The sequence below is a fragment of the Arcobacter iocasae genome (genome assembly GCF_042214795.1).
Lineage (GTDB): Bacteria > Campylobacterota > Campylobacteria > Campylobacterales > Arcobacteraceae > Arcobacter > Arcobacter iocasae.
Genome location: NZ_CP090177.1, coordinates 258,953 through 285,433, shown reverse-complemented (window position 1 = coordinate 285,433; position 26,481 = coordinate 258,953). Strand labels below are relative to the sequence as shown.

Annotated in this window: 38 protein-coding genes; 29 read left to right on the top strand and 9 right to left on the bottom strand. The window is 27.5% G+C overall.

Annotation, left to right across the window (positions count from 1 at the left end; all coding sequences use genetic code 11):
- Position 1 precedes the first annotated feature (1 nt).
- From LXN10_RS01530 to LXN10_RS01505, 6 genes are all read left to right on the top strand, one after another.
- Positions 2–451, top strand: coding sequence for a phosphoribosyltransferase (locus tag LXN10_RS01530; RefSeq protein WP_375724203.1), 450 nt, complete (start codon positions 2–4; stop codon positions 449–451).
- Between the two features lie 75 nt (positions 452–526).
- Positions 527–796, top strand: coding sequence for a hypothetical protein (locus tag LXN10_RS01525; protein ID WP_013135973.1), 270 nt, complete (start codon positions 527–529; stop codon positions 794–796).
- Positions 797–843: 47 nt separating this feature from the next.
- On the top strand, positions 844–1,245 hold the full coding sequence (locus LXN10_RS01520; protein WP_375724202.1) for a DUF423 domain-containing protein: 402 nt from the start codon (positions 844–846) through the stop codon (positions 1,243–1,245).
- Positions 1,246–1,327: 82 nt separating this feature from the next.
- Positions 1,328–1,828, top strand: coding sequence for a YajQ family cyclic di-GMP-binding protein (locus LXN10_RS01515; protein WP_375724201.1), 501 nt, complete (start codon positions 1,328–1,330; stop codon positions 1,826–1,828).
- 13 nt (positions 1,829–1,841) lie between these two features.
- On the top strand, positions 1,842–2,507 hold the full coding sequence (locus LXN10_RS01510; RefSeq protein WP_375724200.1) for a response regulator transcription factor: 666 nt from the start codon (positions 1,842–1,844) through the stop codon (positions 2,505–2,507).
- Positions 2,494–3,666, top strand: coding sequence for a sensor histidine kinase (locus LXN10_RS01505; protein WP_375724199.1), 1,173 nt, complete (start codon positions 2,494–2,496; stop codon positions 3,664–3,666). Before LXN10_RS01510 ends, LXN10_RS01505 begins: the two co-directional genes overlap by 14 nt.
- A gap of 8 nt (positions 3,667–3,674) precedes the next feature.
- Here the strand turns inward: LXN10_RS01505 and LXN10_RS01500 are convergent, their stop codons facing one another.
- Positions 3,675–4,265 (bottom strand): hypothetical protein, encoded by a 591-nt coding sequence (locus LXN10_RS01500; protein ID WP_375724198.1) that lies wholly within the window; start codon positions 4,263–4,265, stop codon positions 3,675–3,677.
- Positions 4,266–4,361: 96 nt separating this feature from the next.
- On the opposite strand from LXN10_RS01500, the gene LXN10_RS01495 reads away from it, so the two are divergent.
- Positions 4,362–4,937: an NUDIX hydrolase gene (locus LXN10_RS01495; RefSeq protein ID WP_375724197.1), complete on the top strand. Its 576-nt coding sequence runs from the start codon at positions 4,362–4,364 to the stop codon at positions 4,935–4,937.
- Positions 4,938–5,071: 134 nt separating this feature from the next.
- Positions 5,072–5,521 (top strand): hypothetical protein, encoded by a 450-nt coding sequence (locus LXN10_RS01490; protein ID WP_375724196.1) that lies wholly within the window; start codon positions 5,072–5,074, stop codon positions 5,519–5,521.
- A 141-nt stretch (positions 5,522–5,662) separates the two neighbouring features.
- Here the strand turns inward: LXN10_RS01490 and LXN10_RS01485 are convergent, their stop codons facing one another.
- The gene (locus LXN10_RS01485) at positions 5,663–5,905 is read right to left on the bottom strand and encodes a hypothetical protein (protein ID WP_375724195.1); all 243 of its coding nucleotides are present in this window, start codon (positions 5,903–5,905) and stop codon (positions 5,663–5,665) included.
- 246 nt (positions 5,906–6,151) lie between these two features.
- Between LXN10_RS01485 and LXN10_RS01480 the strand changes: the two genes are divergently transcribed.
- The 4 genes from LXN10_RS01480 to LXN10_RS01465 are packed head-to-tail and all read left to right on the top strand — an operon-like array spanning position 6,152 to position 8,508.
- Positions 6,152–6,592: a hypothetical protein gene (locus LXN10_RS01480; protein WP_375724194.1), complete on the top strand. Its 441-nt coding sequence runs from the start codon at positions 6,152–6,154 to the stop codon at positions 6,590–6,592.
- A complete protein-coding gene (locus LXN10_RS01475) occupies positions 6,589–6,846 on the top strand; it encodes a hypothetical protein (protein ID WP_375724193.1) in 258 nt (85 codons plus the stop codon). The genes LXN10_RS01480 and LXN10_RS01475 overlap by 4 nt, the downstream gene beginning before the upstream one ends.
- Positions 6,843–7,487 (top strand): response regulator transcription factor, encoded by a 645-nt coding sequence (locus LXN10_RS01470; RefSeq protein ID WP_375724192.1) that lies wholly within the window; start codon positions 6,843–6,845, stop codon positions 7,485–7,487. The genes LXN10_RS01475 and LXN10_RS01470 overlap by 4 nt, the downstream gene beginning before the upstream one ends.
- Positions 7,474–8,508: a sensor histidine kinase gene (locus LXN10_RS01465; RefSeq protein ID WP_375724191.1), complete on the top strand. Its 1,035-nt coding sequence runs from the start codon at positions 7,474–7,476 to the stop codon at positions 8,506–8,508. The genes LXN10_RS01470 and LXN10_RS01465 overlap by 14 nt, the downstream gene beginning before the upstream one ends.
- A 47-nt stretch (positions 8,509–8,555) precedes the next feature.
- On the opposite strand, the gene LXN10_RS01460 is transcribed toward LXN10_RS01465, so the two are convergent.
- The 3 genes from LXN10_RS01460 to LXN10_RS01450 all read right to left on the bottom strand — a co-directional run bounded on the left by LXN10_RS01460 (position 8,556) and on the right by LXN10_RS01450 (position 11,530).
- Positions 8,556–8,792, bottom strand: coding sequence for a restriction endonuclease (locus LXN10_RS01460; protein ID WP_129101865.1), 237 nt, complete (start codon positions 8,790–8,792; stop codon positions 8,556–8,558).
- Between the two features lie 62 nt (positions 8,793–8,854).
- Positions 8,855–9,868, bottom strand: a complete 1,014-nt coding sequence (locus LXN10_RS01455) for a phospholipase A (RefSeq protein ID WP_375724190.1) — start codon at positions 9,866–9,868, stop codon at positions 8,855–8,857.
- A gap of 48 nt (positions 9,869–9,916) precedes the next feature.
- Positions 9,917–11,530, bottom strand: coding sequence for a hypothetical protein (locus LXN10_RS01450; protein ID WP_375724189.1), 1,614 nt, complete (start codon positions 11,528–11,530; stop codon positions 9,917–9,919).
- A gap of 140 nt (positions 11,531–11,670) precedes the next feature.
- Here LXN10_RS01450 and rpe point away from each other — a divergent pair, with 140 nt between their 5' ends.
- From rpe to LXN10_RS01395, 11 genes are all read left to right on the top strand, one after another.
- Positions 11,671–12,312 (top strand): ribulose-phosphate 3-epimerase, encoded by a 642-nt coding sequence (gene rpe / locus LXN10_RS01445; RefSeq protein WP_129101868.1) that lies wholly within the window; start codon positions 11,671–11,673, stop codon positions 12,310–12,312.
- 1 nt (position 12,313) lies between these two features.
- The gene (locus tag LXN10_RS01440) at positions 12,314–12,904 is read left to right on the top strand and encodes a phosphoribosylanthranilate isomerase (RefSeq protein WP_375724188.1); all 591 of its coding nucleotides are present in this window, start codon (positions 12,314–12,316) and stop codon (positions 12,902–12,904) included.
- Entirely contained in the window at positions 12,894–13,742 is an 849-nt protein-coding gene (locus tag LXN10_RS01435) for a 3'-5' exonuclease (RefSeq protein ID WP_375724187.1), read from the top strand. Before LXN10_RS01440 ends, LXN10_RS01435 begins: the two co-directional genes overlap by 11 nt.
- Positions 13,742–14,284, top strand: a complete 543-nt coding sequence (locus LXN10_RS01430) for an HD domain-containing protein (RefSeq protein ID WP_375724186.1) — start codon at positions 13,742–13,744, stop codon at positions 14,282–14,284. Before LXN10_RS01435 ends, LXN10_RS01430 begins: the two co-directional genes overlap by 1 nt.
- Before the next feature lie 258 nt (positions 14,285–14,542).
- A complete protein-coding gene (locus LXN10_RS01425; RefSeq protein ID WP_375724185.1) occupies positions 14,543–15,124 on the top strand; it encodes a hypothetical protein in 582 nt (193 codons plus the stop codon).
- Positions 15,125–15,332: 208 nt separating this feature from the next.
- A complete protein-coding gene (locus LXN10_RS01420) occupies positions 15,333–16,100 on the top strand; it encodes a transposase (protein WP_375724184.1) in 768 nt (255 codons plus the stop codon).
- A gap of 92 nt (positions 16,101–16,192) precedes the next feature.
- On the top strand, positions 16,193–16,930 hold the full coding sequence (locus LXN10_RS01415; RefSeq protein WP_375724183.1) for an RHS repeat-associated core domain-containing protein: 738 nt from the start codon (positions 16,193–16,195) through the stop codon (positions 16,928–16,930).
- Between the two features lie 131 nt (positions 16,931–17,061).
- Entirely contained in the window at positions 17,062–17,595 is a 534-nt protein-coding gene (locus LXN10_RS01410) for a hypothetical protein (RefSeq protein WP_375724182.1), read from the top strand.
- Between the two features lie 187 nt (positions 17,596–17,782).
- Complete coding sequence (locus LXN10_RS01405) at positions 17,783–17,923, top strand: hypothetical protein (protein WP_375724181.1); 141 nt, start codon at positions 17,783–17,785, stop codon at positions 17,921–17,923.
- A 202-nt stretch (positions 17,924–18,125) separates the two neighbouring features.
- Positions 18,126–18,455, top strand: coding sequence for a winged helix-turn-helix domain-containing protein (locus LXN10_RS01400; protein WP_375724180.1), 330 nt, complete (start codon positions 18,126–18,128; stop codon positions 18,453–18,455).
- Positions 18,452–18,982, top strand: coding sequence for a hypothetical protein (locus LXN10_RS01395; protein WP_375724179.1), 531 nt, complete (start codon positions 18,452–18,454; stop codon positions 18,980–18,982). Before LXN10_RS01400 ends, LXN10_RS01395 begins: the two co-directional genes overlap by 4 nt.
- A 37-nt stretch (positions 18,983–19,019) precedes the next feature.
- Here LXN10_RS01395 and LXN10_RS01390 read toward each other — a convergent pair whose 3' ends face one another.
- The 4 genes from LXN10_RS01390 to LXN10_RS01375 are packed head-to-tail and all read right to left on the bottom strand — an operon-like array spanning position 19,020 to position 21,869.
- Positions 19,020–19,577, bottom strand: coding sequence for a 2-oxoacid:acceptor oxidoreductase family protein (locus tag LXN10_RS01390; RefSeq protein ID WP_375724178.1), 558 nt, complete (start codon positions 19,575–19,577; stop codon positions 19,020–19,022).
- A 9-nt stretch (positions 19,578–19,586) separates the two neighbouring features.
- A complete protein-coding gene (locus tag LXN10_RS01385; RefSeq protein WP_375724177.1) occupies positions 19,587–20,420 on the bottom strand; it encodes a 2-oxoglutarate ferredoxin oxidoreductase subunit beta in 834 nt (277 codons plus the stop codon).
- Position 20,421: 1 nt separating this feature from the next.
- Positions 20,422–21,552: a 2-oxoglutarate synthase subunit alpha gene (locus LXN10_RS01380; protein ID WP_375724176.1), complete on the bottom strand. Its 1,131-nt coding sequence runs from the start codon at positions 21,550–21,552 to the stop codon at positions 20,422–20,424.
- Positions 21,553–21,554: 2 nt separating this feature from the next.
- Complete coding sequence (locus tag LXN10_RS01375; RefSeq protein ID WP_013135938.1) at positions 21,555–21,869, bottom strand: 4Fe-4S dicluster domain-containing protein; 315 nt, start codon at positions 21,867–21,869, stop codon at positions 21,555–21,557.
- A 157-nt stretch (positions 21,870–22,026) separates the two neighbouring features.
- On the opposite strand from LXN10_RS01375, the gene LXN10_RS01370 reads away from it, so the two are divergent.
- The 6 genes from LXN10_RS01370 to LXN10_RS01345 all read left to right on the top strand — a co-directional run bounded on the left by LXN10_RS01370 (position 22,027) and on the right by LXN10_RS01345 (position 26,477).
- Entirely contained in the window at positions 22,027–22,737 is a 711-nt protein-coding gene (locus LXN10_RS01370; protein WP_375724175.1) for a tRNA1(Val) (adenine(37)-N6)-methyltransferase, read from the top strand.
- Complete coding sequence (locus tag LXN10_RS01365) at positions 22,734–23,117, top strand: YkgJ family cysteine cluster protein (protein ID WP_375724174.1); 384 nt, start codon at positions 22,734–22,736, stop codon at positions 23,115–23,117. Before LXN10_RS01370 ends, LXN10_RS01365 begins: the two co-directional genes overlap by 4 nt.
- Positions 23,093–24,352 carry a tetratricopeptide repeat protein gene (locus tag LXN10_RS01360; RefSeq protein WP_375724173.1) on the top strand — a complete coding sequence of 420 codons (1,260 nt, stop codon included), beginning with the start codon at positions 23,093–23,095 and terminating at the stop codon, positions 24,350–24,352. The genes LXN10_RS01365 and LXN10_RS01360 overlap by 25 nt, the downstream gene beginning before the upstream one ends.
- A complete protein-coding gene (trpC, locus tag LXN10_RS01355; protein WP_375724172.1) occupies positions 24,349–25,140 on the top strand; it encodes an indole-3-glycerol phosphate synthase TrpC in 792 nt (263 codons plus the stop codon). Before LXN10_RS01360 ends, trpC begins: the two co-directional genes overlap by 4 nt.
- Position 25,141: 1 nt before the next feature.
- The gene (locus LXN10_RS01350; RefSeq protein WP_375724171.1) at positions 25,142–25,849 is read left to right on the top strand and encodes a ZIP family metal transporter; all 708 of its coding nucleotides are present in this window, start codon (positions 25,142–25,144) and stop codon (positions 25,847–25,849) included.
- Between the two features lie 79 nt (positions 25,850–25,928).
- Positions 25,929–26,477 (top strand): hypothetical protein, encoded by a 549-nt coding sequence (locus tag LXN10_RS01345; RefSeq protein WP_375724170.1) that lies wholly within the window; start codon positions 25,929–25,931, stop codon positions 26,475–26,477.
- The last annotated feature ends 4 nt before the right edge of the window (positions 26,478–26,481 follow it).

Below are 26,481 nucleotides of genomic sequence, written 5' to 3'. Positions count from 1 at the left end.
ATTGCAAGAAAAATATTATTATGGATATGATGAGTTCAAGGAAGATACTCAAATTTTAGTAGATAAGTGTAGGGATTATGAGCCTGAGATTTTGTTGGCAGTTGCAAGGGGTGGGCTTACATTATCTCACCTTATGGGACAAGCATTAAACATGAGAAATGTTTTTTCTCTTAATTCTATTCATTATGAAGGGGAGTTAAAACTAGATACATTTAATATTTTTAATATTCCTGATGTGTCACATGCAAAAAGAGTTTTAGTTATAGATGATATTGTTGATAGTGGTGAAACTATGAGAGAAATTTTAAAAACTTTAAGAGAGAAATTTCCTCATACAGAATTTAAACTAGCTACAATATTTTATAAACCAACTGCCTGTTTAAGTGCTGATTATTCAGTGAAAATTGCAGATAAGTGGATAGAATTTTTTTGGGAAGTTGATATTATATAATATATTTAGTATATAATTTATATATATTTAGTATATATTTAGTATAATTTCATCATTAATAAAATAGGAGAATATATGACCTTTATAGATTTTAAAAAACTTCTTTTGGATGCTGAATTGACAATTCCGAAATTTACAGCGCTTATTAAAGTAAGTGAAAAAAACATACAAGCTTATAAAAAGAAAAAAGAAGTTCCAAACGCTATTGCTGTAGTTGCTGCATGTTTTGCAAAGATGAACCAAGATGGTGTTGATTTTAAAGAGATCATAGATGAGTTAGATTTAAAGAAAAAAGAGAAAAAAGGTGCTGGTTTCTCTGCTTCAAAAGATAAATCAAAAAGTTAATTAATTTTTTTTAGATATACTTCCCAATAAAAATTTGGGAGTATATTATGTTTATTACAAAACACACAAAAAACTTTTTAGTTATTGCTTCATTTATGATGGCGCTTGGAGTTGCTATTGGTGCTTTTGGAGCACATGGTTTAAAAGCTACTACTGATGAATACTTAATGGCAATCTTTCACACTGGTGTTCAATACCATTTTTATAATACAATTGGACTTTATGGTGTTGCACTTATTTCTTATTTTTTACCAAATTCAAAACAAATCGTTATTGCAGGTTATTTGATTCTTTTAGGTACTATTCTTTTTTCTTGTTCATTGTATTTGTTAGTTTTATTAAAACTTTCTTGGATTGGAATAATCACTCCTTTTGGCGGAACTATTATGGTTATTTCATGGGTAATTATTGGTTTTGCAATAATAAATGAACTAAAAGTAAAAGAATAGAAGAGATAAATATAATCTCTTAACAATCATTACATAAAATTTTTATATAATGTATAAATAAATTATTAAAATAGGAGACAATATGGCAGTAAAAGAACACGGATTTGATATCTCTGCAAAATTAGATATGCAAGAGTTAAAAAATGCAGTTATACAATCACAAAAAGAGATAGAAACTAGATATGACTTCAAAGGATTAAAAGCAGAAATCGATTTTAATCAAGGGGCTAAAACTATTACTTTAATCTCTTCAAGTGATAATAAAGTTGACGCTATGTATGATATTTTAATTTCAAAGATGAACAAAAGAGGTTTATCTATTAACTCACTTGATGAAGCAAAAAAAGATGATAGTTCAGGTGGAAATAGAAAATATGTTTATGCAATCGTTGATTCAATCAAACAAGATGAAGCAAAACAAATTCAATTGGAAATAAAAAATTTAAAATTAAAAGTAAAAGCTGTAAATCAAGGTGATGAGATAAGAGTTACTGGAAAAAATATCGATGATTTACAAACTATCATGAAACATTTAAAATCATTAGATTTCAAATCACCACTTGTATTTGATAATTTTAAATAAAAAATTATAAATTATGAAGGTTTTATTACTAGAGGATGACTTAGCTTTAAGTGATATTTTAAATGACTATTTAGTGGATAAAGGTTATGAAGTAACTTTATGTACTAAGGGTGAAGATGCTTTAGAGAACTTGATTGAAAGTATTTATGATTTTGCAATACTAGATGTAAATACTCCAACTATGTCAGGCCTTGATGTTTTAAAATATATTAGAAATGACTATAAAAGTCAAACTCCTATTATAATCATCACTGCATACCAAGATACAAAGCATTTAAAAACTGCTTTTGAACTTGGAAGTGATGATTATATTAAAAAACCTTTTGATTTAGAAGAGTTAGAACAAAGAATAAATAAGCTTTGTAGATACTTTTCTCTTGGAAAAATTGATGAAATGAAAATTGATGATAATATCTCTTTTTTGCCTTCTGAATCTTTAGTTATAGCAAATGGCAAAAAAATAAGAGTAGCTCAAAAAGAAAAAGAAATCTTAAAATACTTTATAACACACTCCAATAGAGTTATCTCCTCAGATGAATTATTACAAAATATTTGGCAATATGATGAGCAACCAACTGATGCAACTATTAGGGTTTATATTAAAAATCTTCGAGAAATTTTGGGAAAAGATAAAATAGAAACTATAAGAGGAATAGGGTACAAGTTTGAACAAAAATGAAAAAAAAGCCTTATTTAGTTTCCTTTTTATATATATAGGCTCAACAGTTTTAATTCTTTTTATTTTATTACTTTCATATTATAAAAAAGAGATTGATATGGTCGATCGTCAATGTTCAATCGAAATGAAAAGTGCTGGAAATATGCTAAAAGCAAATATTTTAAATGCATATATGGAAAAGAAACCTTTTATTCCTACAAATTTAAAAAATGAGAATCTAAAATATGGGCTTTTTGATAAAAAAGGAAAAATAATTTATTCTCAACTTGAAAATAGTAAGATAAATTTTAATAAAGAAGCTTCTCATAATGAGAGTCACTCTTTTCATGTGGCAAAACTTGAAGAACAGCATGATGAAAAGATTGATATTAAATATATTGTAATTGAAACAAATCAATTAATTAGTGAAACCCAAAAGTTAAAAATATATATAAGTATAATTCTTTTATTGGCAACTTGTTTTATTGGATGTATTGGTTATTTACTTGCTAAATTACTTTTGAAACCTGTTCGAGAAAAAGTTGAACAAATGGACAAGTTTATAAAAGATTCTGCCCATGAATTAAATACTCCAATTGCAGTTTTGATGACTTCAACCTCTGCTTTAAAACAAGGTAGAAATACTGAAAAGATGCTAAAGTATATCATAAGCAGTGCCAAACAAATCTCGCAATTATATAATGACATGCATTATAGTGCTTTTAGTGAACAAGATGTTTTTTTAGATGTTAGTATTGATTTTGCTGAGTTGATTACTGAAAGTGTTGAGTTTTTTCAAGATATTGCTATTACAAAAGGTATTAAGATAAATTTAGAGCTTGAAAAATGTGATATCTTTATGGATAAAACAAAAACACAAAAAATAGTAAATAATCTTATTTCAAATGCAATTAAATATTCAAATAAAGATACACAAATAACTGTAAAACTAAAAGGCACTATTTTTTCTGTTCAAGATTTTGGAATAGGGATTGATCAAAAAGATCAAGAAGAGATTTTCAAAAGATACAAAAGAGGTGAAAATTTTGAAGGTGGATTTGGAATAGGACTAGATATCGTAAATGGAGTTTGTAAAGAGTATGAACTAAAGGTTTCATTAAAATCAAAGAAAAATGAAGGTTCTACATTTTTTATTGATTTTAAATCTGTTGCAAAATAAAGAGGCTCCTAAAACTTCATACTTAATTCTATGGTGCCATTTTTATTCTCTTTTATTTGAGTCTCAACATAATTTCTTTTATTAGATAGTTGTCCTTGAATAGTTTGCATTACATGCCAAAACTTCTCATTAAAAGGTGAACTTATATCTTTTATTTTGTGCTCTTTTATTATGTTTGCTATTATCTCTATGATATGCATATAGCAGATTTTATTTATACTTCTTTGTATTCTATATTCATGCATGATTTTTAAATTGTTTTGCAAAGCCGTTAATTCATCTTTATTTAATAAAGGATGAGAAATTGGAGTATTTTCAATCTCTTCTTTTAAGTATTGTTTGTATGAAGTAATCTCTTTTTCAATAGTTTGTCTCAATTCAGGCTTATATCCTATAATGATATTTTCTATTTCTTCATCGCTTGGTTTTGAAATTTGGGCATCATATTTATATATTTTACCTTGCACATATTCATGATTGATTGCATTTAAAATTTCAATTGCCGTTTGTATATACACATATTTGTCTTCTTTCCCATCTTTGAAACTTATCCCATGTTCAGAAATTATTGGTTTTGGTCCTATGTATTTTAGTTGCATTTTTAACCTTAAAAAATTATTATTTAAATTTATTCTACTATATATTTACTTTTTTTAAATAAATTTTGAATAAAATAAATGAATAAAGGCTAATAAATGAATAATATAATTAAAAATTTTAAAACTTCTATTTTAGAAGATACAAAATTTGTCCATCCTGTGAAAATAACATATAATCAAAATGGAATAGATAAAACTTGGGAAGCAGTTAAAAGCTTCGATTCTGTTGCTGTCTTACTTTACAATATAGATAAAAATGCTTTTTTATTAGTAAAACAGTTCAGAGCACCTGTTTATTTAAATGATAAATCAAATTTATGTACTTATGAACTTTGTGCTGGGATTATTGACAAAGATATTTCTTTGGAAATGATTGTAAAAGAAGAGATAGACGAAGAGTGTGGATATGATGTTCCTTTAGAAAATATAGAAAAAATTACCTCTTTTTATACAAATGTAGGAGTAAGTGGTGGTAAACAAAACTTATACTATGCCCAAATAAGTGATAGTATGAAAACCCATAATGGTGGAGGAATCCATGATGAACAAATAGAGACTATGTATCTTCCAATTGATGAGTATAAAGAGTTTATTTATGATGAAAGTAAAGCGAAAACACCTGGCTTGATGTTTTCTTTTATGTGGTTTATGGAAAAGAAATTATCTAAATAGAGAGATATTTTTATATTGCACTTTCTTATTATTAGCTAAAATAGTAATTATTTGATTTATTAATTAAAAATTTTCTAACGCGATTCTAATTTCTCAATGTTATAATTATCTTATAAATTTGATTAGGAGATATTGTGACTTTAGATGCTCAAAAAACATTAGTTGCTTTGCAAAATAATGATATGTCATTAAACACATCTATTCATAATGCTAACTTAACTACATCAGATCAAATAAGAGTAAATAGTGTAATAATTGATAAAAACAATGATAGTGATAGCATAAAATTAAGTGATAATTTAAAGGGTATGTCAGAAGAATCCAAAATTTTAGATTCTTTAAAAGTTAAAATGCTTCAAATTAATATGACTTCAGATGAGATAAGAAAAAAGAATATTAAATATGAAATAGATAATTTACTTAATAAATTTTCTAATATGACAAAAAATCCTTTATCCCAAAATGTTGATTATAAAAAAGAGAGTCTAGATTTCGATAAAAACAATATCTCATCTTTAAGTGGTTCTTTCATAAAAAGTCAGGGAAATATAAATCAAAATAATGCATTGGAACTCTTGGCATAAAATGAGGTGAAAACACCAAATTTGGTGTTTTCATTTGGTTGGTTTTTTGGGAAATAAGATATTTAAGTAATATATTTTAAAAAATATAAATTACCCAACTATTTTTAATAGCTAAATAATTTTTATATAAATAATTTAACATTATTTTTCAAGTACTTTTGAAAATTTAAGTTTGCTGTTTACAATTTCTTGTGCAGCTGGAAGTTGTTTTTTATCCATATTTGAAAGTTCTTTATCAAGCTCTTTTAATAAGGTACCTCTTGCTTTTACATCTTCTGTATTGTTAATTTTATTTACTAATGTATTTACATTGCTAACTCCATTTGCAAATAATCCAGTCATTCCTAATATCGCTAATACTGCTAATTTTCTATTTAATTTCATTTTTCTTTCCTTATTTTTTAAATGTATGGAAGTATATAAATAAAGTGTAAGTTATGTATTAGTTCTATAAGTTTTTATTTAAAGTATTTATGTTGATGTTTAATGAGTATTAGATTATAATTCTATCCCTTTGGAATAGTTTTATTCCATAATGATTAAAAAATAGTTTCTCATGTAATTTAGTAATATAACTAAATAATATTAAGTTAAATAAAATAGAGTTTCACAATAAAAGGAAAAATTTAAATGAATAAACTATTACAAATACCTTTTATAATAGCTTTTTCAATATTTTTAATTGGATGCAGTTTACAAAATACAAGTCAAGTATCTCCAAATAATAAAAATGAAGATTTGCAAAAACAAATAAAAGAAAATATCAATAGTAAGTATTGTAATAAGTATAAAAAAGTAGTGAATTATGCAGCAAGTTATATTGAAAAAGAGTTTGAAGATGGATATTTTTCAAAAAATGATATAGTTGGAGCAAAAGCACAACTTTTTTTAGTAGAAAGTAGTTCTCCTACAGTTTTTGCAAAAAATATAAATACAGCAAATGATTCTTATAACTCAAATTATGAATTAGCTAAAAAGAGTAATTGTGACTTAAGTGAGTTCTCTTCTAATCCACTTTTAAAATTAAAAAACAGCATAAAAATACTTGAAGAAAAACAGGATAAAAAATGATTCTTTTTAAATCTTTGATTATTCTTTTTTTATTTTCAACAACAAGTTTATTTGCTCAAACAAAAGAAGTAGATAAATTACTTGAAAAAGTAAATCAAGCTTCAAACCCCCAAGAGAAAAAAGAATTAATAGAAAAACTAAAAAAAGAATTGGCTACTAAAAATATAAAAGCAAGACAAGAATCTGATGCAATTATAAAAGCAAAAGAGAAGATGCCAAATAAACTTTTTGATGAAAAAGCAATAGAACAATGAGTAAAAAACTAAAAATCTTACTTCTTGAAGATGATGAAATCCTAGCTCAAACTATGGTGCAAATTTTAGAGCAAGAAAACTATGATGTGACTTTAGTGAGTGATGGAGAGGAAGTTTTAGAATATACTTATGATAATAAGTATGATCTTTATTTATTTGATGTAAATGTTCCTTTGCTTGATGGAATGGAAACATTAAAGCTTTTAAGGGAAGCCCAAGACTCTACTCCTACTTTTTTTATCACAGCAAAGATTGATATCAAATCGACTCTAAAAGGTTTTGATTATGGTTGTGATGATTATATTAAAAAGCCATTTGATTTAGATGAACTTTTAGCTCGTATTCAAGCAACTTTAAAACGAAAGAATCCAGTTGTTCAATACAAAGATATTACTTTTGATTTACTTGAAAGTAGGGTTTTAAAAGATAATGTTGAAGTAACACTTGGAAGTGTTGAAAAAGATATTTTCTCTTTACTTATGCGAAATATCGGTATGACAGTTGATAAGTCATCATTTTTTGATTGTATGAATAGACCAAGTGAACCAGCACTTCGAGTTTTGATTAGTAAATTAAAAAAAGTTTTAGATTTAGAAATAAGTAATATCAAAGGTATAGGATATAGACTTGAAAAATTATGAGAAAAAATCACTTCTTACTACGATTGCTCTTTTTTTCATACCTTTATTAATACTTGCTAGTATTGTTTTGTATATGTATCAAGTGGATAAAATAAAAGATATAGAACAAAATATTTTATACCAAATGAAAGATTATACCTTTGATTTCAAAGGTGATAAGTTTTCATTAGATATTGTACAAGATGATAAACAAAAAAAACTTTTCAAAATCTACCATTGTGAAGAGGGACTTTGTGCCTATTTTCAAATCCCAACAACTGGACCATATCTTTTAAAAGTAATTTATGACAAAAAAAAGTATGAAAAAGTCTATCAAGATTTTTTAATAAAAATTTTCAAATTTTCAATAATAGTATCTTTTTCTCTTCTTTTTCTTTCTGTTGCTTTTGCTATGTATTCACTAAGACCCATGAAAGAAGCTTTGCGTCTTTTGGAAGATTTTTTAAAAGATTTAATCCATGATTTAAATACTCCTGCAACTTCTATTTTACTAAACTCAAGATTGCTAAGAAGAAGAGGGGATTTTGAAGAGATTGAGAGAATAGAACTTAGTGCTAAAAGTATCTCTTCTTTGTATAAAAACTTAGAACTAATAACTCCAAATGAAATGGCAAAAAGTGAAGATGTTTCATTAGAAGAACTTGTCAATGCCAAAATTGAGATTTTGCATAAGTTATACCCTAAAATCAAATTTAACAAAAATATGGAAAATCTAATAATAAAAAGTAATAAAAATGCCCTTGATCGTATTATTGATAATTTATTAACCAATGCTTGTAAATACAACAAAAAAAATGGGGAAGTAAGCATAAGTACAAATAATCAAAAACTTATAATAGAAGATACAGGAATAGGCATAAAAGATGTAAAAAAAGTATTTCAAAGATATTATAAAGAGAATGATACAGGGCTTGGTATTGGTATGAGTATTGTAAAACAGCTTTGTGATATTTTGGATATAAATATTAATATAACTAGTGTGATTGATAAGGGTACAAAGATAGAACTTATTTTTAAATAGGTTGAGTAAAAATCATCTTTGAAAAACTCAAAGATGATTTTTACTACTTAAAGAACTTTCGATATTTTTAGTTTAGTATTAATAATTTGCTGAGCGGTAATAAGGTCTTCTTGCCCCATTGATGAAAGCCTTGCATCAAGTTTCTTCAATAATTGGCTTCTTTCATTTAAATTAGTAGCTGTATTGATTTTATCTACTAATACATTTACATCATTAATTCCAGCAGCGAATAATCCCGTTGCCCCTAATATTGCAAAAATTGCTATTTGTTTACCTAACTTCATATTTCACTCCTTTTTTTAAAGATGTGAAAGTATATAAAGAAAGTGTTAGTTAAGTGTAAGTTCTATCTAGATAATGAAATTCCAAAACTAATTCTGTTTATTTCGTGATTATAATCAATCAAACTATCCCCATAACCAGTAGATAATTGAACAAATCCAAAGGTATTTTTTGAGTTTAGTAAAGGGAAAGTCCAATTAAACTGTGCAAAGCCTTTATTAGAATCATCAAATTTAAGATTATTTCTAAGTAAGAGTTTAAATGTATGTGTTTTATATGGTAAATAAAATGTTAAATCTCCATATCCAAGATAATCTTCTATATCTGGATTGTCGTCATTTGAACCATCTGGGATTCTATACCAAACTCTTGGACTAAAAAACAAGCTTGAAAATTGGAAATAACTTTGAGCATAAATTCTATTCCATGATCTTGATGTTGGGTCAGATTGTCCATTTGATTCATGTAAAAGACCAAATTTAAGAGATTTTAAAGAGGTTTTATCTCTTTTCCCATAAGGAATCATAACAAAGACTTCAGGTCTATAATTTGTCTCTCTAAAAGGAGAAGACTCAGAATATAATTGCCACCATGAAGTTTGGGTATATCCAAAGTTTATGCTCTCTTTTAAACCAAAGAAGTTATAAGAAATAGGTTTTTTAACACTTAATTGAAATACAGTCTCCACATGTTTTCTATCATTATTTGACTTTGAAGAATAAGAGAATGGTAAAAGATAGTTCTCATTATAAGGATAAAGGTCAAAAGAAGAGGCTAAAATCTGAGATAGTGTATTACTCGTCTCTTTATCTTCAATTGGATCTAATACTTTTTTAGTCTCTTTTACTTCAGCTAGTTTATCTTTATCTACAAAAAGAGTTGATTCATCTGCTTTTGTTTGACTATTTAATGTAGCTACTTCTTTTTTGCCATTTTTTGCTAATTGTTTATATATAAGCATTGCTTCTTTGTAGTTATGTTCATCTTCAAACTTTTTAGCTTTTGCATATAATTCATCATTATTTTCACTTGCGAAAATTGTTGTTGTTAAAAATATAAATAATAAAAATTTTTTCATTTATGTTCCTATATAAATAATTGTTATATTAGCGTAATTTTCATTTTATTAGTTTATAACTTCACATAAATTCCATCGTGAAGAATCATATACTATAAAGTGTTGTTTATCATACATACTCACTGATGCTTTATTAAAAGGTATTTTATTTAGATTTTGGGAAGGTGTGATTCGTATTTCATGTAAAAACTTAGCATCTTTTATATCTTGACAGAACATTCGGTTTTTTCCCATCATTTTACTCCAAATATAAGCACCATCATCACTGAAGAAACTTTTGCCACCCTCTAGTTTTACTTTTGTTTTTTCCCAAGTAAATAGATTATTTTGATTTTCCTCTTTTTCATCACTATTAGCAAAAGAGTTTAATAGTTTTTTAAATATGTTAGTTTTTGTTGATGGTTTTGATAAATCAGTCTTGTTCTCACTATAATGATAACTTGTGAGTAAAGTATAAGGATGTTCTCCTCCTAGTTGCCTATTTATATTACTTCCTTCAACTATGCACCAAATTTTATCATGACTATATGTACACTCATGTAAATAAATATAAGAAGGACTACGCTCATTTATCCCTAGCATATCTATGATTTCAGGTTCGTTTATTTCTTTATAAATGTTTAGCATTTGGCAAATTGAATTTTTTATTTTTAGTATACTTAATGCTCTGCCTTCTTTTTTAGCAGGGGTATGAAAATGTACTAATAAAGTATTATCATTTATAGCTATTACATTTGAGTAACTGGGAATTCTTAAAAATTCATCTTTTGTTAAATGTTTTAAATCATCAGGATTACTCATTTCATAATAAATAGGATTAGAATTTTCATATAAAGGCATAAATGTGACACCTTGGAGTGTAAGTACAGCTATTCCCTCTCTCCACGCACAGTAAACCAAAGAGTTATCTTTGATTGTCAAGCTATTTATTGTATTGTTTGTGTCTAAACAAAAAATATCAAGTCTTGATTCGTTTTTTTCTTTATTATATATTTTAAGGACTACTTTGGTTTTTTTGATAAATGATATATTATCTAAAGACTCTTCTTTTGTTAGTTCAAATTCTTTTAGTATTTTTGTCTTTTTTAAAGTAGGTTCTTCGTAAGCCATACCTTTTTTTATAAGCTTTTGTATCAGTGGGTCTTTTTTGTTGTATTTTATTTTTGCAGGATATTCTACACTTTTAATAAGTTCTGCGCTTAATTCAAAGTTATCAAGTAAATAATTTGTAAATTCATGTGAAGTAGTACTTCCTAAGAAAGAATAATCAAATAGTTTTTCATAATCAAAAACAGCTCCAGCTGAAATCCAATCTTTCACATACTCAAGTGCAGAATCCCTAGATAGATTTTTTAATATAATTTCATCTTCAATAACTAAAGGTGCATCTTGAAAATATTTTTTTATCATTTCAAGAAGTGAAATAAAATCATAATTTCTACCATCTTTTACTTTCATAAATGTAAGTAAAAATATATCATTATCACTTATAAGCTGATTTTTTCTAAGATATTCAATAGATTCAATATCATCTTTTTCCCACAATATTGTAATGTATTGATAAAAAGGTTCCTGTAGATTTAGCTTTTTTAATCCTTCTAGGTTTTTGTCTTTTATCATTTTTAAAAATATTTTTTTATCTTCATTACTTATTTTAGTCATCTTATTTAATAAATCCTTTTTATGACTTTTATACTATCTAAAATATTATTAGAAAATTATGCACTATATTTGTAAAGCACTTATTTTATATTTTTAAAAAAAATGATATAATCGCCACAATTAAAGAAAAAGGTATTTTTATGTTAGTTGCCCCCTCGATACTATCAGCTGATTTTGGTAAATTAAATGAAGAGATTACTGCAATCTGTGATGGTGGTTGTGATTTGATTCATGTGGATGTTATGGATGGTCATTTTGTACCAAATATGACTTTAGGACCAGTTGTTGTAACTCCTGTTGCAAAGATTGCTACAAAACCACTTGATGTACATTTGATGGTAGAAAATAATACATTTTTTGTGGATTTATTTGCTCCACTTAAACCTGAATATATCTCATTTCACATAGAAAGTGAAAAACACCCACATAGACTTATACAAAAAATAAGAGACTATGGAATAAAACCAGCAATCGTACTAAACCCACACTCGACTCCTGAGTCAATAGAGTATCTGTTGGAAGATTTAGATATGGTTTTATTGATGTCTGTTAATCCAGGATTTGGTGGACAAAAGTTTATTACAAGTGTTGTTGAAAAGAGTAAAAAACTAAAAGAGCTTATAAATAAAAGAAATCCAAACTGTCTAATTGAAGTAGATGGTGGAGTAAATGATAAAAACATCCATGAATTAAAAGCTGCTGGAGTTGATGTTGTTGTAGCTGGTTCTTTTGTATTTTCACAGGATGATTACTCAAAAGCAATAAAATCTCTTCAGGTGTAATATGAAAGTTAAAATTTGCGGTATAACTAATCTAGAAGATGCCCTTGATGCGATAAATGCAGGAGCTGATGCTTTAGGATTTGTATTTTATGAGCCAAGTCCTAGATACATAAGACCAATTGATGCTAAAAAAATAGTTGAGCAACTTCCTCCTTTTGTGCAAACAGTAGGACTTTTTGTAAATGAATCATCAAAACATATAAATGACATCTGTAAAGTTGCACATATGCAATTGGCACAAATAATAGATGATGAAGATACCACAGAGTTTGATAACCTTGAAGTAACATACATAAAAGTTGAAAGAATAGAATCAAAAGAAGACTTAGAAGACTTAGAAGATAATTTCAAGTTAGTAGATGCCTTTGTTCCAGGTTTTGGAGGAGAGGGTAAAAGAATAGCCCTTGATTGGTTTAAAGAACTTGATTGTTCTAAAATAATACTTGCAGGTGGATTAAAAGCTGAAAATCTAAAAGAGCTAGAAGGTTTTGGCTTTTATGGAGTAGATGTTAGTAGTGGAGTAGAACAAAGCAAAGGGAAAAAAGATAATCAAAAAATGATTGACTTTGTAAAAGTAGCCCATGAAATCTAAAAAACAAACTCTACCTTCAAACAGTGATATAATCGCATCAAGAATTAAAAAAGGACTAAATAGTTTAGATGAATTATTAAAGCTAATTGAGTCCATGAAAAATACTTTTTTTGCTGATGCCAATTTAGAACTAGAACTTCTTTTATCAAATGGTTTTCCACTAGATATTATTGATGAAAAAGTACTTTTAAAAACAAAAGAAAATCAAATAAAAGACCAAGTTTTTTGTATCGTAGACATTGAAACAAATGGAAGCAATGTAAACAAAGGGCAAGTCATAGAAATAGGTGCAGTAAAACTTAAAAATGGTGAGATAATAGATAGTTATGAATCTCTAGTTTACGCAAAAGATGTACCTCCTTATATCCAAGAAGTGACAAATATAACTCCTAGTATGTTAAAAGATGCACCAGTATTAAAAACTGTACTTGAAGAGTTTAAGATATTTTTAGAAGATGATGTTTTTGTTGCCCATGATATCAAGTTTGATTATAGATTTATTTCAGAATCATTTAAAAAGTATAACTTAGGTGAATTACATAATAGAAAGCTTTGTACTATTGATTTGTCAAAGAGAACAATAGAAGCTCAAAGATATGGTTTAGACTTTTTAAAAGATTTATTACATATAGATATAGATACTCAACATAGAGCCTATAGTGATGCTCTAAGCACAACTTATATCTTAAAAGAATCACTTTCAAAATTGCCAGAGAAAATTCTAACAGCTGAAGATTTGATAGCTTTTTCAAAATCTGATAATATAATAAATAATAAAAACAACCAAGCAAAACAAAATAGACAAAACAGACAAAATAAAACAGAAAAGGAAGATTGATGTTTTCACAAGAAAAATACCTAAAAGCTCTAAACTTTGCAGCAAAGGCACATGGAGAACAAAAAACTCCCAAAGGCTTACCTTATATTACCCATCTAGCATCAGTTGCTATGGAGATGATGCATGCCTGTGAACAAGGTAATGTAAAACTTGAAGATGCAGATTTTGCAATACAAGTTGCTCTATTACATGATGTATTAGAAGATACAAATGCAACTATTAGTGAACTAATAGAAGAGTTTGGAGATGAAATTGCAAGTGGCGTTGAAGCCTTGACAAAAGATCCAACAATAGAGTCTAAAAAACAACAAATGGCTGAAAATATAAATAGATTACTAACCCAAAGCTACGCAGTACAATGTGTAAAATTAGCAGATAGAATCACAAACTTACAAAAACCACCAGAATCTTGGGATAATGAGAAAATATATAACTATTTTCAAGAATCGAAGTTTATTTTGAGCTGTTTGAAAAATGCGAATCCATTCTTATCAAAAAGATTAGAAGATAAAATTAATATCTACAGAACATACATAAAGTAAAAACTCAGCTTTTATCCATGTAACGAAGTGGAATCCATACTTGCACATTTCTGCGTTCGACTGCAATATTAATTGCACGCGCGAAATTTCCTTATGCCTTTGGGCATAAGTTTTCTCCTACTTCCTTACTATTGTATGCTTCTTTATTAATATCTTGTCTGCTTTGATTTGAATAAAAATCTGAGTTTTATGTGATATTTGAGATGAATTGATTTTTTGTTACATGCATATTGTGAAGTTTTTAAATAAGGTGAATTAATGCAAAAAATGATTGATGATAAAATATTAAGTATAAATAAATACTTGATATTAGTAGTTTGTATTCCTATGTTTTTGATTAATGAATCAGATATTACTCAACATAAAGAATTAGTATCTTTTATTAATTCTTTTGCTATATTTTTTGATGGTATTATACAATTTTCAAATAGAAGTAGTACTATGAACTTGGAATATTTTAGTATATTTCAAATTATGTTTGGTTTTATTATTGGATTGATTTGTTTTTGTATTTCTATAATAACCTTATATAGGATTTTTTATACCTCAAAACTTGGACAAAAAGACTCTAAGTATTTTAGTATTGATATTTATAATAATGGGCATAGTCTTAATAATAGAAACATATTTTCCCAATTATTATTTATACTGATATTTTTAGATATTTTTATTTTCTCAATATTTTTTAATATATATGATAATGAAGAATCTTTTATTGATTTTATACTTATGCATACAAAATTAGGCATATCAATTGTTTCAATGTGTATATCATATATAATTGGAGTTATGATTCCTAGAGTCATTTTTGAAATATATGGAAAGTTTTTTATGCATTAATATTTGTTTTTCTTTTTTTATAGTGAAGTTAAGCAGGTGCTTCAAGTTTGCATAATAGTGTTAATGACTATGTGGATGGAAGAAAATTAGGGGTCAGGTGATAACGATAACCAAATGATTCATAAATAAGATTGCAAAATGTAATTAATTTAATTATAAAAAGATATCTAGGTTAAAATACTTTTATCTTACTGTAAGAGGCGTGACTATGGCAAGAAGACCTAGAATAGAAATAGCTGGATATTATCATATTGTAAATAGAGGAGTAGAAAGAAGAGTTGTTTTTTATGATAAAGATGACTTTGAATATTTTCTAACCTTATTATCTGATGGCTGTGAAAAGTTTAATATAACTTTGCATAACTACTGCCTAATGAGTAATCATTACCACCTACTAATAGAATTAAAAGAAGGAAATCTTTCAAAATTTATGAGATATTTAAATGCTACATACGCAATATATTTTAATAAAAAATATAAAAGAAGTGGGCACTTGTGGCAAGGAAGATTTAAATCATGGTATGTGGCAAATGAAGCTTATCTTTATATCTTAATGAGATATATTGAACAAAACCCATTAAAAGCAAAAATTGTTGACAAAATAGAATATTATCCTTATAGTTCTAGTTATTATTTTTTTAATGAAGAAAAAGTTCCCATATATTTGCAAAATTCATGGATAGTAAAAACATATGGGAGAAATATTAAAGAGATAAAAGATTTTTTTACTTTAGAGGTAGATAGTGCAGACTTAAAAGAATTACTAAAAGCTTCAAGTTTAGTAGATGCACCAGATATTGAGAAAAAAACAGATGAAGAAAAACTAAAAAAACTCTTTCATAAAGTTACGGATAAGCAAACAAGAAATAAACATATATTAGAGGCATATAAACAAGGGTATTCACAGTATGTAATTGCTAAAATAATCAGTATATCACAGCCAGCAGTTAATAAGATAATTAGGAGAAACAGTTGATAAAGTTATCATTATCACCTGACCCCTTTATTTAATCAAATGTAAATAATACTATTACTTTTACAGGAAGAAGATTTGATAGTGAGTCTGGATTGTATTATTATAGAAACAGAATGTACAGTCCTAACTTAGGAAAATTTATATCAAAAGACCCTAAGGGTTATATAGATGGTATGAATCTGTATGCTTATGTTAAGAATAATCCATTGAAGTATTTGGATGCGTTTGGGACGACGGCAGTACAAAGATTTGATGGCGGATATGTAAGTTATAGTATAAGTGGAAGAACAGATGATTATTCAGTAAATTATGATAATGGTGGTGGATTTGGAAAAAATGAAAGTACAATATACTCTTATCAATCAGATGGTGGGTACAGAATGAAAGAAAATAATGATTATAGTGGAAATATTAATGGTAAAGATTATTCATTTACTATCGATTCAAATGATCAAAACAGATTAACCGCACAAACTGGATACAGACCTCTTAATCCTTTGGGAATTAATATTCCCATAATTGGAAATAGTACAGATGAAACTTTAAATACAATGATTGCACATGAACAAATTACCTATAGTGATGGTACAAATGAAGGTTTTTTTGGGAATAATAAAGTTCGCCAAGATGAAGGTCATACTAATAGTGAATATACATTAAAAGAAACTATATATGAAGGTAATGCTATGCAACAAGCCGTAGAAGTAACAAAAATAGGTACATATGATTTGATTGATAATCCATTGGATAATACTGATGTGCAAAATAACTGTCAAGACTTTATTGATAGATGCGTAAATAACTATAATCAAATAATAAATGTATATTAGGTGATATTATGATTCAATTAAGTATATATCTTCTGTTGTTTTTAGTTATTCTTATTAGTTTTATTTTTTTGATAAAGAAATTATTTATTTATTTAAAAATTCAGGATTACATTAAAAAATACCATATTATTGTGAAAGTAGCAAGTGTAATAATTATTATTTTCTTTATTTTGAATCAATGGATATTTATCATAATGGCTGAGCCTTTTTTAAGTATCAAACATTTTGTATTTACACCTGCAGAAGAACTTTATAAGCCAATTATATATGATGATTTTAACTTTTATAAAAAAGGATACTCTAAGACATTCAAACTCAACTATAACTTTATAGATAGATATGAGATAGATTTGCTTGATGAAACTCATAAAATACCAACTGGAAGATATAATAAAAGTGAAAAATACAAATTAAATGGAAAAATACAATTTGACTTTTATTCAAATGATAAGTTAATAAAAACTGAAATAACTCAATCAACTGGGGGAGGAGCCTATGCAAGTGATATGAAGTACTTTGAGTTCATTGTCTTAATGATGTTTAATATACCTATGGAATATAAATATTATAAAAATATGACTTTAAAAGTTACTGTCTTAGAACCTATTGCAGACTTAGAAAATAAAAATTTGAAATTATCTGTAAGAGTTACAAGTATTAGATAAAATTCCGGGGACAGGATACTTAATTATCAGACTAAGATATAGGTGTCAGGTAATAACGATAACAAAATAATCAAACAAGAAATAAATATATATTAGAAGCATATGAACAAGGGTATTCATAGTATTTAATTGCTAAAATAATCAGTATATCTCAGCTGGCAGTCAATAAGATAATTAGGAGAAATATTTGATTAAGTTATCGTTATCACCTGACCCCTTTTTTTTTGATGATGGCTTTAACTATGGACTTAATGATGATACTTCTTATAATGTTAAAAATATAGGTTCGATAAGTAGTGCGAAAGGTGGAAGAGGATTATACCTCTGACATCTTTTCTGAAAAAAGAATCAGGACACAAGTTTTCACATTTATTAAAATAATAAGCTTTAATGAACTCTAGATTTTATTATATCATGCAGATACGAGGATACTTAATTAAAAATAAATAGATTTTATTTAATATTGACAAAATAATCATATTAACATATAATATATGTTATGTAAACTATTATATAGGTTAAGGAATAGTATGTTAGAAGCAATATTGGGAAGTAAATGTAGAGAGCAAGTTTTGCAGTTTATTTTAGTTAATGAGTCAGGTTATGCGACCCAAATAAAAGAGTTTTATAAAATCGGTTTAGACCCTGTTCAAAAACAACTTGAAAGATTGGAGTTTGGTGGGGTGTTAGTTAGTCAAAAAGTTGGGAAAACAGTTGTTTATAGTTTCAATCCTAGATATGCTTTTTTAGAAGAACTTACAAATTTACTTTTGAAAGCTAGGGAGTTTTATAAACCTGAATTAAAAGAGTCTTTAATAATGATAAGAAAAAGACCTCGAAGACAAGGTAAGCCATTATGATTGATATAAAAAATATGTCTATGCCTGAATTGGCAAGTTATATTTGTACAAAACTAGAAGAAAAGAATATTGAAGTAGTTTTATCAGGTGGCTCTTGTGTGGAGATATATAGTAGAGGTGATTATACTTCTTATGATATAGACTTGATAAATAGATACAATGATACTTTTTTTAAGATAAAAGCTGTAATGGAAGAGTTGGGATTTAAGGAAGAGGGTAAATATTTTATATATGAAGGAACTCCTTTTTTTATTGAATTTCCATCTGGACCACTTGGAGTTGGAGATGCACCAGTAAAAAAGATAGAAGAAATAGCAACAAAATATGGAACTTTGAAACTTCTAAGTGCAACTGATTGTATTAAAGATAGATTAGCAGCATATTATCACTGGAAAGATGAACAAAGTTTATCTCAAGCTATTTGGGTAGCTCAAAAAAACGAGATTGATTTAAATGAGATTGAAAACTGGTCTAAAAAAGAGAAATCGTTGGATAAGTTTAATATATTTTTAAAAGCTATCAAATAAAGTATGTTAGATTAAGTACCTAACATACTTAAATTATTTAGCCAGACACTTGTCTAGCATACTCCAATCCTAAATCAAAGGCTTTGTTGTTTATTTCGTGTACTTTTGCTGGTACTTTTGAAAGCATTGTTTCTCTTAAAATTCTGTTATCTATACTTTCTCCCGTCATGAAGTTAGCAATTGCTAGGGCTAGGACTGATTGGGTGATTACATTTCCTACTTCTTCTTTTGCTATTGTAATGATTGGGATTTCGTAGATTTTCCATCTTTTTTTATCTTCTTCTGTAGGTTTTACTAGGTTTGGCTCTACTACTATTACTCCACCATCTTTTACACCATTTTTAAATTGGTCGTATGAAACTTGGGCAACTGATAACATGAAGTCTATTTCTCCATCATTTGCGTATGGATATAGGATTTCTTTGTCATCTAGTGTTATATCAACAACAGTTGCTCCTCCTCTTACTTGTGAAGTATATGTGGCAGTTTTTAGTCCATATCCACCTGCATTGATTTTTGCAGCTGCGAAGATTGCTCCTGCTAGTAAAACTCCTTGACCACCAACACCTGTAAATCTCATCAATATTTTACTCATATTAGTTCCTTAAAATTCAACAGCAGTTTTGTTTTTTTGAGCTGTTTTTACTTTTTCATATTGGTCTGTATACTCTTTGGCATCTTCATCTTGTTTTAATATACCAGTTGGAAATTTTCCAACTTTTTCTTCATCACTTAGTTTTTCAAATTTATTTTTTGGAACGGTTATATCTTTTATCCAATCAAGATTTGCCATAGCTGAATTCATTTTATTTTTTCTTCCTAAGTTTATATGACAGTTTGAAAAGATATCAAAAAAGCTATATCCCTTATGACTTAGACCATTTTTCAATAATCTTTCTAATTTTTTAGGTTCAGTTACACTCTCCCTTGCCACAAAAGAAGCTCCCGCCCCAATTGCAAGTTTACAAGGATCAAAAGTAGGGTCGATATTTCCTCTTTTCATAGTAACTGTCCACATTCCTTGAGGAGTTGTTGGACTTGTTTGTGAGTTTGTAAGGCCATAGATGAAGTTATTTACAACTATGTGGTTTATATCTATATTTCTTCTACATCCGTGAATTGTGTGATTACCTCCAATTGCAAGACCATCCCCATCACCTGTTACACATATCACATGTTTGTCTGGATTTGCCATTTTGATACCTGTGGCATAGGCTATTGCTCTTCCATGTGTTGTATGAACTGTATTACAGTTCATATAAGAAGAAAATCTTCCAGAACAACCAATTCCTGATACTACACATACATCATTCATATCCCAACCAAGTTCATCAATAGCTCTAATTAAGGCTTTTAAAATAACCCCATCACCACAACCCCAACACCATAAAGTTGGCATTTTATTTATTCGTAAATATTTGTCATAATTAAAAGCCATCTTACATTCCTTTGATTTTTTTGATTATTTCAAGTGGAGCTATTGGTCTACCATTTGCTTTAAACAAAGTATCGAATTCCAATCTTTGGCTTGCTCTTTGTATCTCTTGAATATATTGTCCAAGGTTTAGTTCACAAACTAATACTTTATCAAATCTATCACATAGCTCTTTGATTTTTTTAGCTGGACTTGGCCAAAGTGTTATTGGTCTAAATAGTCCTACTTTTATACCTTCATCTCTTAATCTATTGATTGCTTCTTTTGCTGAAAGTGATAAAGAACCATAAGCTATAATCATAATATCTGCATCATCTAACATATACTCTTCATATGATTCTATTTCATCCATATGGGCATTTACTTTATTAAATAATCGCTCTATTAGATTTTCACACATTGTTTCATCTTCAGTTGGATGTCCATTAAAGTCATGGTGAAGTCCAGTGTAGTGATATTTGTATCCTTTAAACATAGGATTTAATACTGCTGGTTGATCAGAAGCTGCATTGTATGGTTCATAATCTTCTGGATTACCATCAAAAGTTTTTCTATAAAAGATACTCTTTTTTATCTCTTCAAGTGTAGGAACAATCGCTTTTCCACTCATGTGCCCAATTGTTTCATCCAGTAAGACAAATACAGGTTGCATAAATCTATCAGCTAGATTAAATGCCCGAACTGTTTCAGTATAACACTCAGATAAATTTCCTGCACATAAAGTAATAGAGTTATAATCCCCATGCGTAGGATTTTTTGCTTGTAAAATATCGCCTTGTGCCACACGAGTAGGAAGTCCAGTTGATGGTCCTCCTCTCATAACATTTATGATTACAAGGGGAACTTCTGCTATAAATCCAAGACCAATATTTTCAGCCTTTAGTGAAATACCTGGTCCACTTGTAGCTGTTAGTGATTTTTTACCACTCATTGAAGCACCTAGTGCTGCACAAATCCCTGCTATTTCATCTTCCATTTGGATAGCTGCACCTCCAGAGGCTGGAAGCAAATCTGAAAGTGTATGCATAACTTCACTTGAGGGAGTAATAGGATATCCAGAAAAAAACTCACATCCTGCATCAACAGATGCAATAGCTGCAAGTTCATTTCCTGTACATATTAGTTCTCTTGCCATTATTAATCCTTGATTCTGTAATTGTTTTCTTTTAGTATTCTAGCTCGTTGTTTTGATTCTTCTGTTAGTTTGGCAAACTTGTACTCATGTTTAGTTGCTACACTTATTGCAAAATCAGGACAAGCATATTCACAATCACCGCATCCAATACAGGATTCTTTTGAGATGATTCTAACCTTTGAACCAAGTGTTGAAGTAGAATCATATGTCATAGCAAGAACACCTGCAGGACAAACAGAAGCACATAGGTCACATGCTTTACACCTTTTTGCATCAATCCAAACTGGTGTATTAAGTGGAGTTTCCATTGAAGTCATTTTATCTCCTTTTATTTTCATTAAATAAAAATATTAAAATATATATTAAAATGGTATCTAATATAGGCTAAATATATTATATAAACAATTATGATTTTACTTCAAAGCATTATTAGAGAGTTTTTAGTACAATACAAAAAAATAAAAAAGGCTTTATTTGCTTCTATATCAACCACAAGATGGATATTGTTACAATAGTGATACTCACTTTTTACATCATTTTATAAATACAAATTTAAAAATCTTTAAAAACATAAAAGGTGAACTCTTAGACATAGGAAGTGGAAGTGGGATATTGGGACTTTTGGTTGCTAGAGATAATCCAAGATTAAATTTAAATCAATGTGAAGTTCAGGATAAATTTCAAGAGTTGACAAAGATAAATTCTAAAAATAATAAAATAGATTCAAAAATATACAAAGGAAAATATCAAGATATTAGTTTTGATAAAACTTTTGATATTTGTGTTTCAAATCCACCTTTTTATCATACAAATGTTGTAAAAACAGAAAATGAAAATATAAAAATAGCAAGATATAATGACTCTATGCCTTTGGTTGATTTTATATCAAAAACTTCAAAAGTATTAAATCAAAATGGTAAGTTTTTCTTCTGTTATGATGTTAAGCAGTTAAATGATATTATGCACCTTTTAAATGAGTATAAGTTAAATATTGAGTCGATGCAGTTTGTGCATCCAAAGCTTGGAAAAGATGCTACTTTAGTATTGATTTATGCAAGAAAAAATTCAAAATCTTTGATGCGAATCTTAAGTCCGCTTATTGTATTTGATGAAAAAGATTTTACAAAAGAGGTTCAAGGTATTTATAAAGTATCTTCAACACACAGTATAAAAGTTGATATATGAATGAAATAATAAAACAAGATGATTTTCCCTATGGTTTTAATCCAAAAGCTTGTGATACTTGCGCAGGAAACTGTTGCATAGGTGAGAGCGGTTATATTTGGATAAATAAAACTGAACAAGAAGATTTGGCAAAACTTTTAAATATAGAAGTAGATGAGTTAGTACATAAGTTTTTAAGAAAAGTAGGGTATAAGTATACAATCAATGAAAAAAGGTTGTCTGAAAATAATTATGCTTGTGTCTTTTTTGATTTGGAAAAAAGACAGTGTTCTGTATATGAAGCAAGACCAAAACAGTGTAGAACTTTCCCTTTTTGGGATTATTTTAAAACAAGAATTAATGAGGTAAAAGAAGAGTGTCCAGCTATAAAAGATATTTAATAATATTTATTTTTCTAAGTTCTTTGTTTGCAAAAGAAGTAGATAAAGATTTTAATGAAGATTTATATATTGTATATGCCTTAGAATATGAAAGACAAGGTAATACAAATCAAGCTAGATTTTTGTATGAAAAATTATATGACAATACTAATAACTATGAATATTATATAAGATATTTAAGAGCATCTTTGGCAACAGGTCATTTTAAAGATATTGTAAAAAAAGTACAAAATCATCTTGGCGATAATGTAAAAGAACAAGAGCTTATTTTAAGAATATATTGTGTTTCATTACTTAATCTAAATCAAACAGACAAAGCCTTAGAAGTGGCACAAAAACTTTTAACTAAATATAAAAGTGCTCTAAACTATGAAGTTTTGGCAAATGTTTATTTTGTAAAAAAAGATTATACAAAAGCAGCTTCGTATTTTGAAACTTCATATTCTATGAATAATAGTTCAAATACACTTCTTAATCTTGTAAATATTTTATATGCATATCTAAACAAAAAACCAGAAGCTTTAGCTTATCTTGAAACCCATGTTAGATTATTTGGATGTGATTCATCAGTTTGCCCAAAATTAGTATCTATTTATCAAGAACAAAATAATGTAGATGGTATTATTTCAGTTTTAAAAAGATCATATCAAACATATAAAAATGAAGATGATGAAGATATGGCTAATAAAACATATAAAGTTTTAATTGCATATTTAGAGAAAAAAGATATAAATGAAGCAATAAAATTTTTAGAAAAAGAAAAAGTAGATGATGTAAAATTAGTGAGTTTATATAAAAGAACTGATCAACCACTAAAAGCCCTAAAATTAGTGAGAAAACTATATAAACAAGATGGTAATGTTGATTTATTGGCTCAAATTGCTATTTTAGAATTTGAGACAGCACCAGATAAGAAAAAAGTTTTAGATAATGTTATTAGAAAATTCAATGATGTATTGACGGTTTTGGATAATCATGTTTATCAAAACTATTTAGGATATATACTAATTGATTATGATGTTGATGTAAAAAAAGGTCTTATTTATGTTGATAAGGCATTAGAAAAAGCACCAAATAATATTGCATATATTGATTCAAAAGCTTGGGGAAATTACAAATTAGGAAATTGCAAAATTGCTTATAAATTCATGAAAAAAGTAGTTGATGAAGTAGGATTAAGTGATAGTGAGATTAAATTACATTGGAAGAAAATTAAGGAGTGTAGTAAAAAATGATTTTAGATGAGATAAATAAGAGAACTTTAGAAGATGTACAAAGAAGAAAAAAAGAGATACCTTTAGAATTATTAGGAAGAAGTTTAAGCTCTAATCCATATGCTCCAAGAGATGTAAAACCATATCTTACATCAACTAAAGAAGAACCAATTAGAATCATAGCTGAAGTTAAAAAAGCTAGCCCTAGTAAGGGAGTTATAAGAGAAGACTTTGATCCAGTATCTATTGCCCAAGAGTATTCAAAAAATGGAGCAAATGCTATTTCTGTTTTAACTGAACCTCACTATTTCCAAGGAAATTTAGAATATCTAACACAAATAAGAAGATATGTACCAACACCACTTCTTAGAAAAGATTTTATTTTAGATAAGTATCAAATCGTGGAAGCTTTAGTTTATGGAGCAGATTTTATACTTCTTATTGCAAAAAGTTTATCAACTAAAGATTTAAAAGAGTTATATGAGTATGCACTTCACTTAGGATTAGAAGTATTAGTTGAAGTTCATGATAAAGAAGATTTAACAAAAGCAATGAAATGTGGAGCACATATTGTAGGAATTAATCATAGAAACCTCGAAACGATGGAGATGGATATGAGTCTTTGTGAAAAACTAATACCTATGATTCCAAATGGAAAAATTATCGTTGCAGAAAGTGGAGTAAGTAGTACTGAAATAATAAAAAATCTAAGCGAAATAGGTGCAGATGCTTTTCTAATAGGTGAACATTTTATGAGAGTTCCAAGTATAGAAGAAGAGTTGAAAAAGTTTAAAAACTCACTAAACTAACATGATTTATGAAATTATTCTATTTTCTCTATTAGCTGGTTCTACAGTTTTTATTGGTGGTTTGATTTCATACTATTTTGAAAATAGAGTACATAATAAAGAGTTAAAAGAGCTTATTATTCACTACTTAATAGCTTTTTCAACAGGAATAATGCTTTCTGCTATCTCTTTTGTTTTAGTCCCTGATGGGATGTTAGAATTGCCTGTTTTACTAAGTACTTCACTTTTTATTTTAGGTGGACTTTCTTTTTTCTTTTTTGATAAGTTAATTGAAAAGTACAGATATAAAATACCACAAGTAATAGCTATGTTGTTGGATTTTATTCCAGAATCTATAGCTTTAGGTGCTGTATTTGTTTATAACCATAAAGTTGGAGTTTTACTTTCTATTTTTATAGCCTTACAAAACTTACCAGAATCATTTAATTCATATACTGAGCTAAAAAAACTAAAACACTCATCTTATAAAGCACTTTTAATACTATTTATTTTAAGTTTTGTTGGACTCATCTTTTCCCTATTAGGTTATGTATTTTTAGAAGATAAGATTTTGATTACTTCTTCTTTGATGCTTTTTTCAGCGGGTGGAATTATGTATATTATCTTTCAAGATATTGCACCATTATTGCAATATAAAAAAAGAAAATTAATTGCTATTGGTGTAAACTTTGGATTTATAATTGGCATGTTAGGTGAATCTATAATATAAGTAAAACTTATAGATTTTTTAACATTAAATTAACAATAAACTCTTATAATTAACCTTATTTAAATACATAGGGTTTTTTATGAATAAAATATTAGTTTTAACAATTTCTACTATTATCTTATTTTTTGCATATGGAATATTTGAAAATATGACAAAAAATGATCCTAAAAGTAAAAGGGTAGAGTGCCAAGAAAAAACTGTAACTTTTGAATCAATTTATTCACCTGGAAAAATATCACTTGCCCAAGATTTACTCCTATCAGATAATTATATAATCAAATCAGAGATAAATTATTCAGTTTTTATGCCTTCTATTTTAAAAGAATTCTATGATGTAAAAAAAGCAGATTCTATTTTAATAAAATATATCCCAAAAGAGAAAATAGTAAACACAGATAAAAAAGTTTTGATTGATTATTATATTTCGGAAAATGATAAAAAAGATAAAAATAAAAAAGGTTCAAAATCTAACTTTTTTGCTGGATATTTAGTATTTGAATTTAAAATTGATAAAAAAATAGTTTACAAAATACAAACAGATTATATGGATGAAGATGGTAGTGATATAGAAGAGAGAATGAAGTGTGTTATAAAATCATTTCTAAGTATAAAAAATAAGAAAATGTAACTCA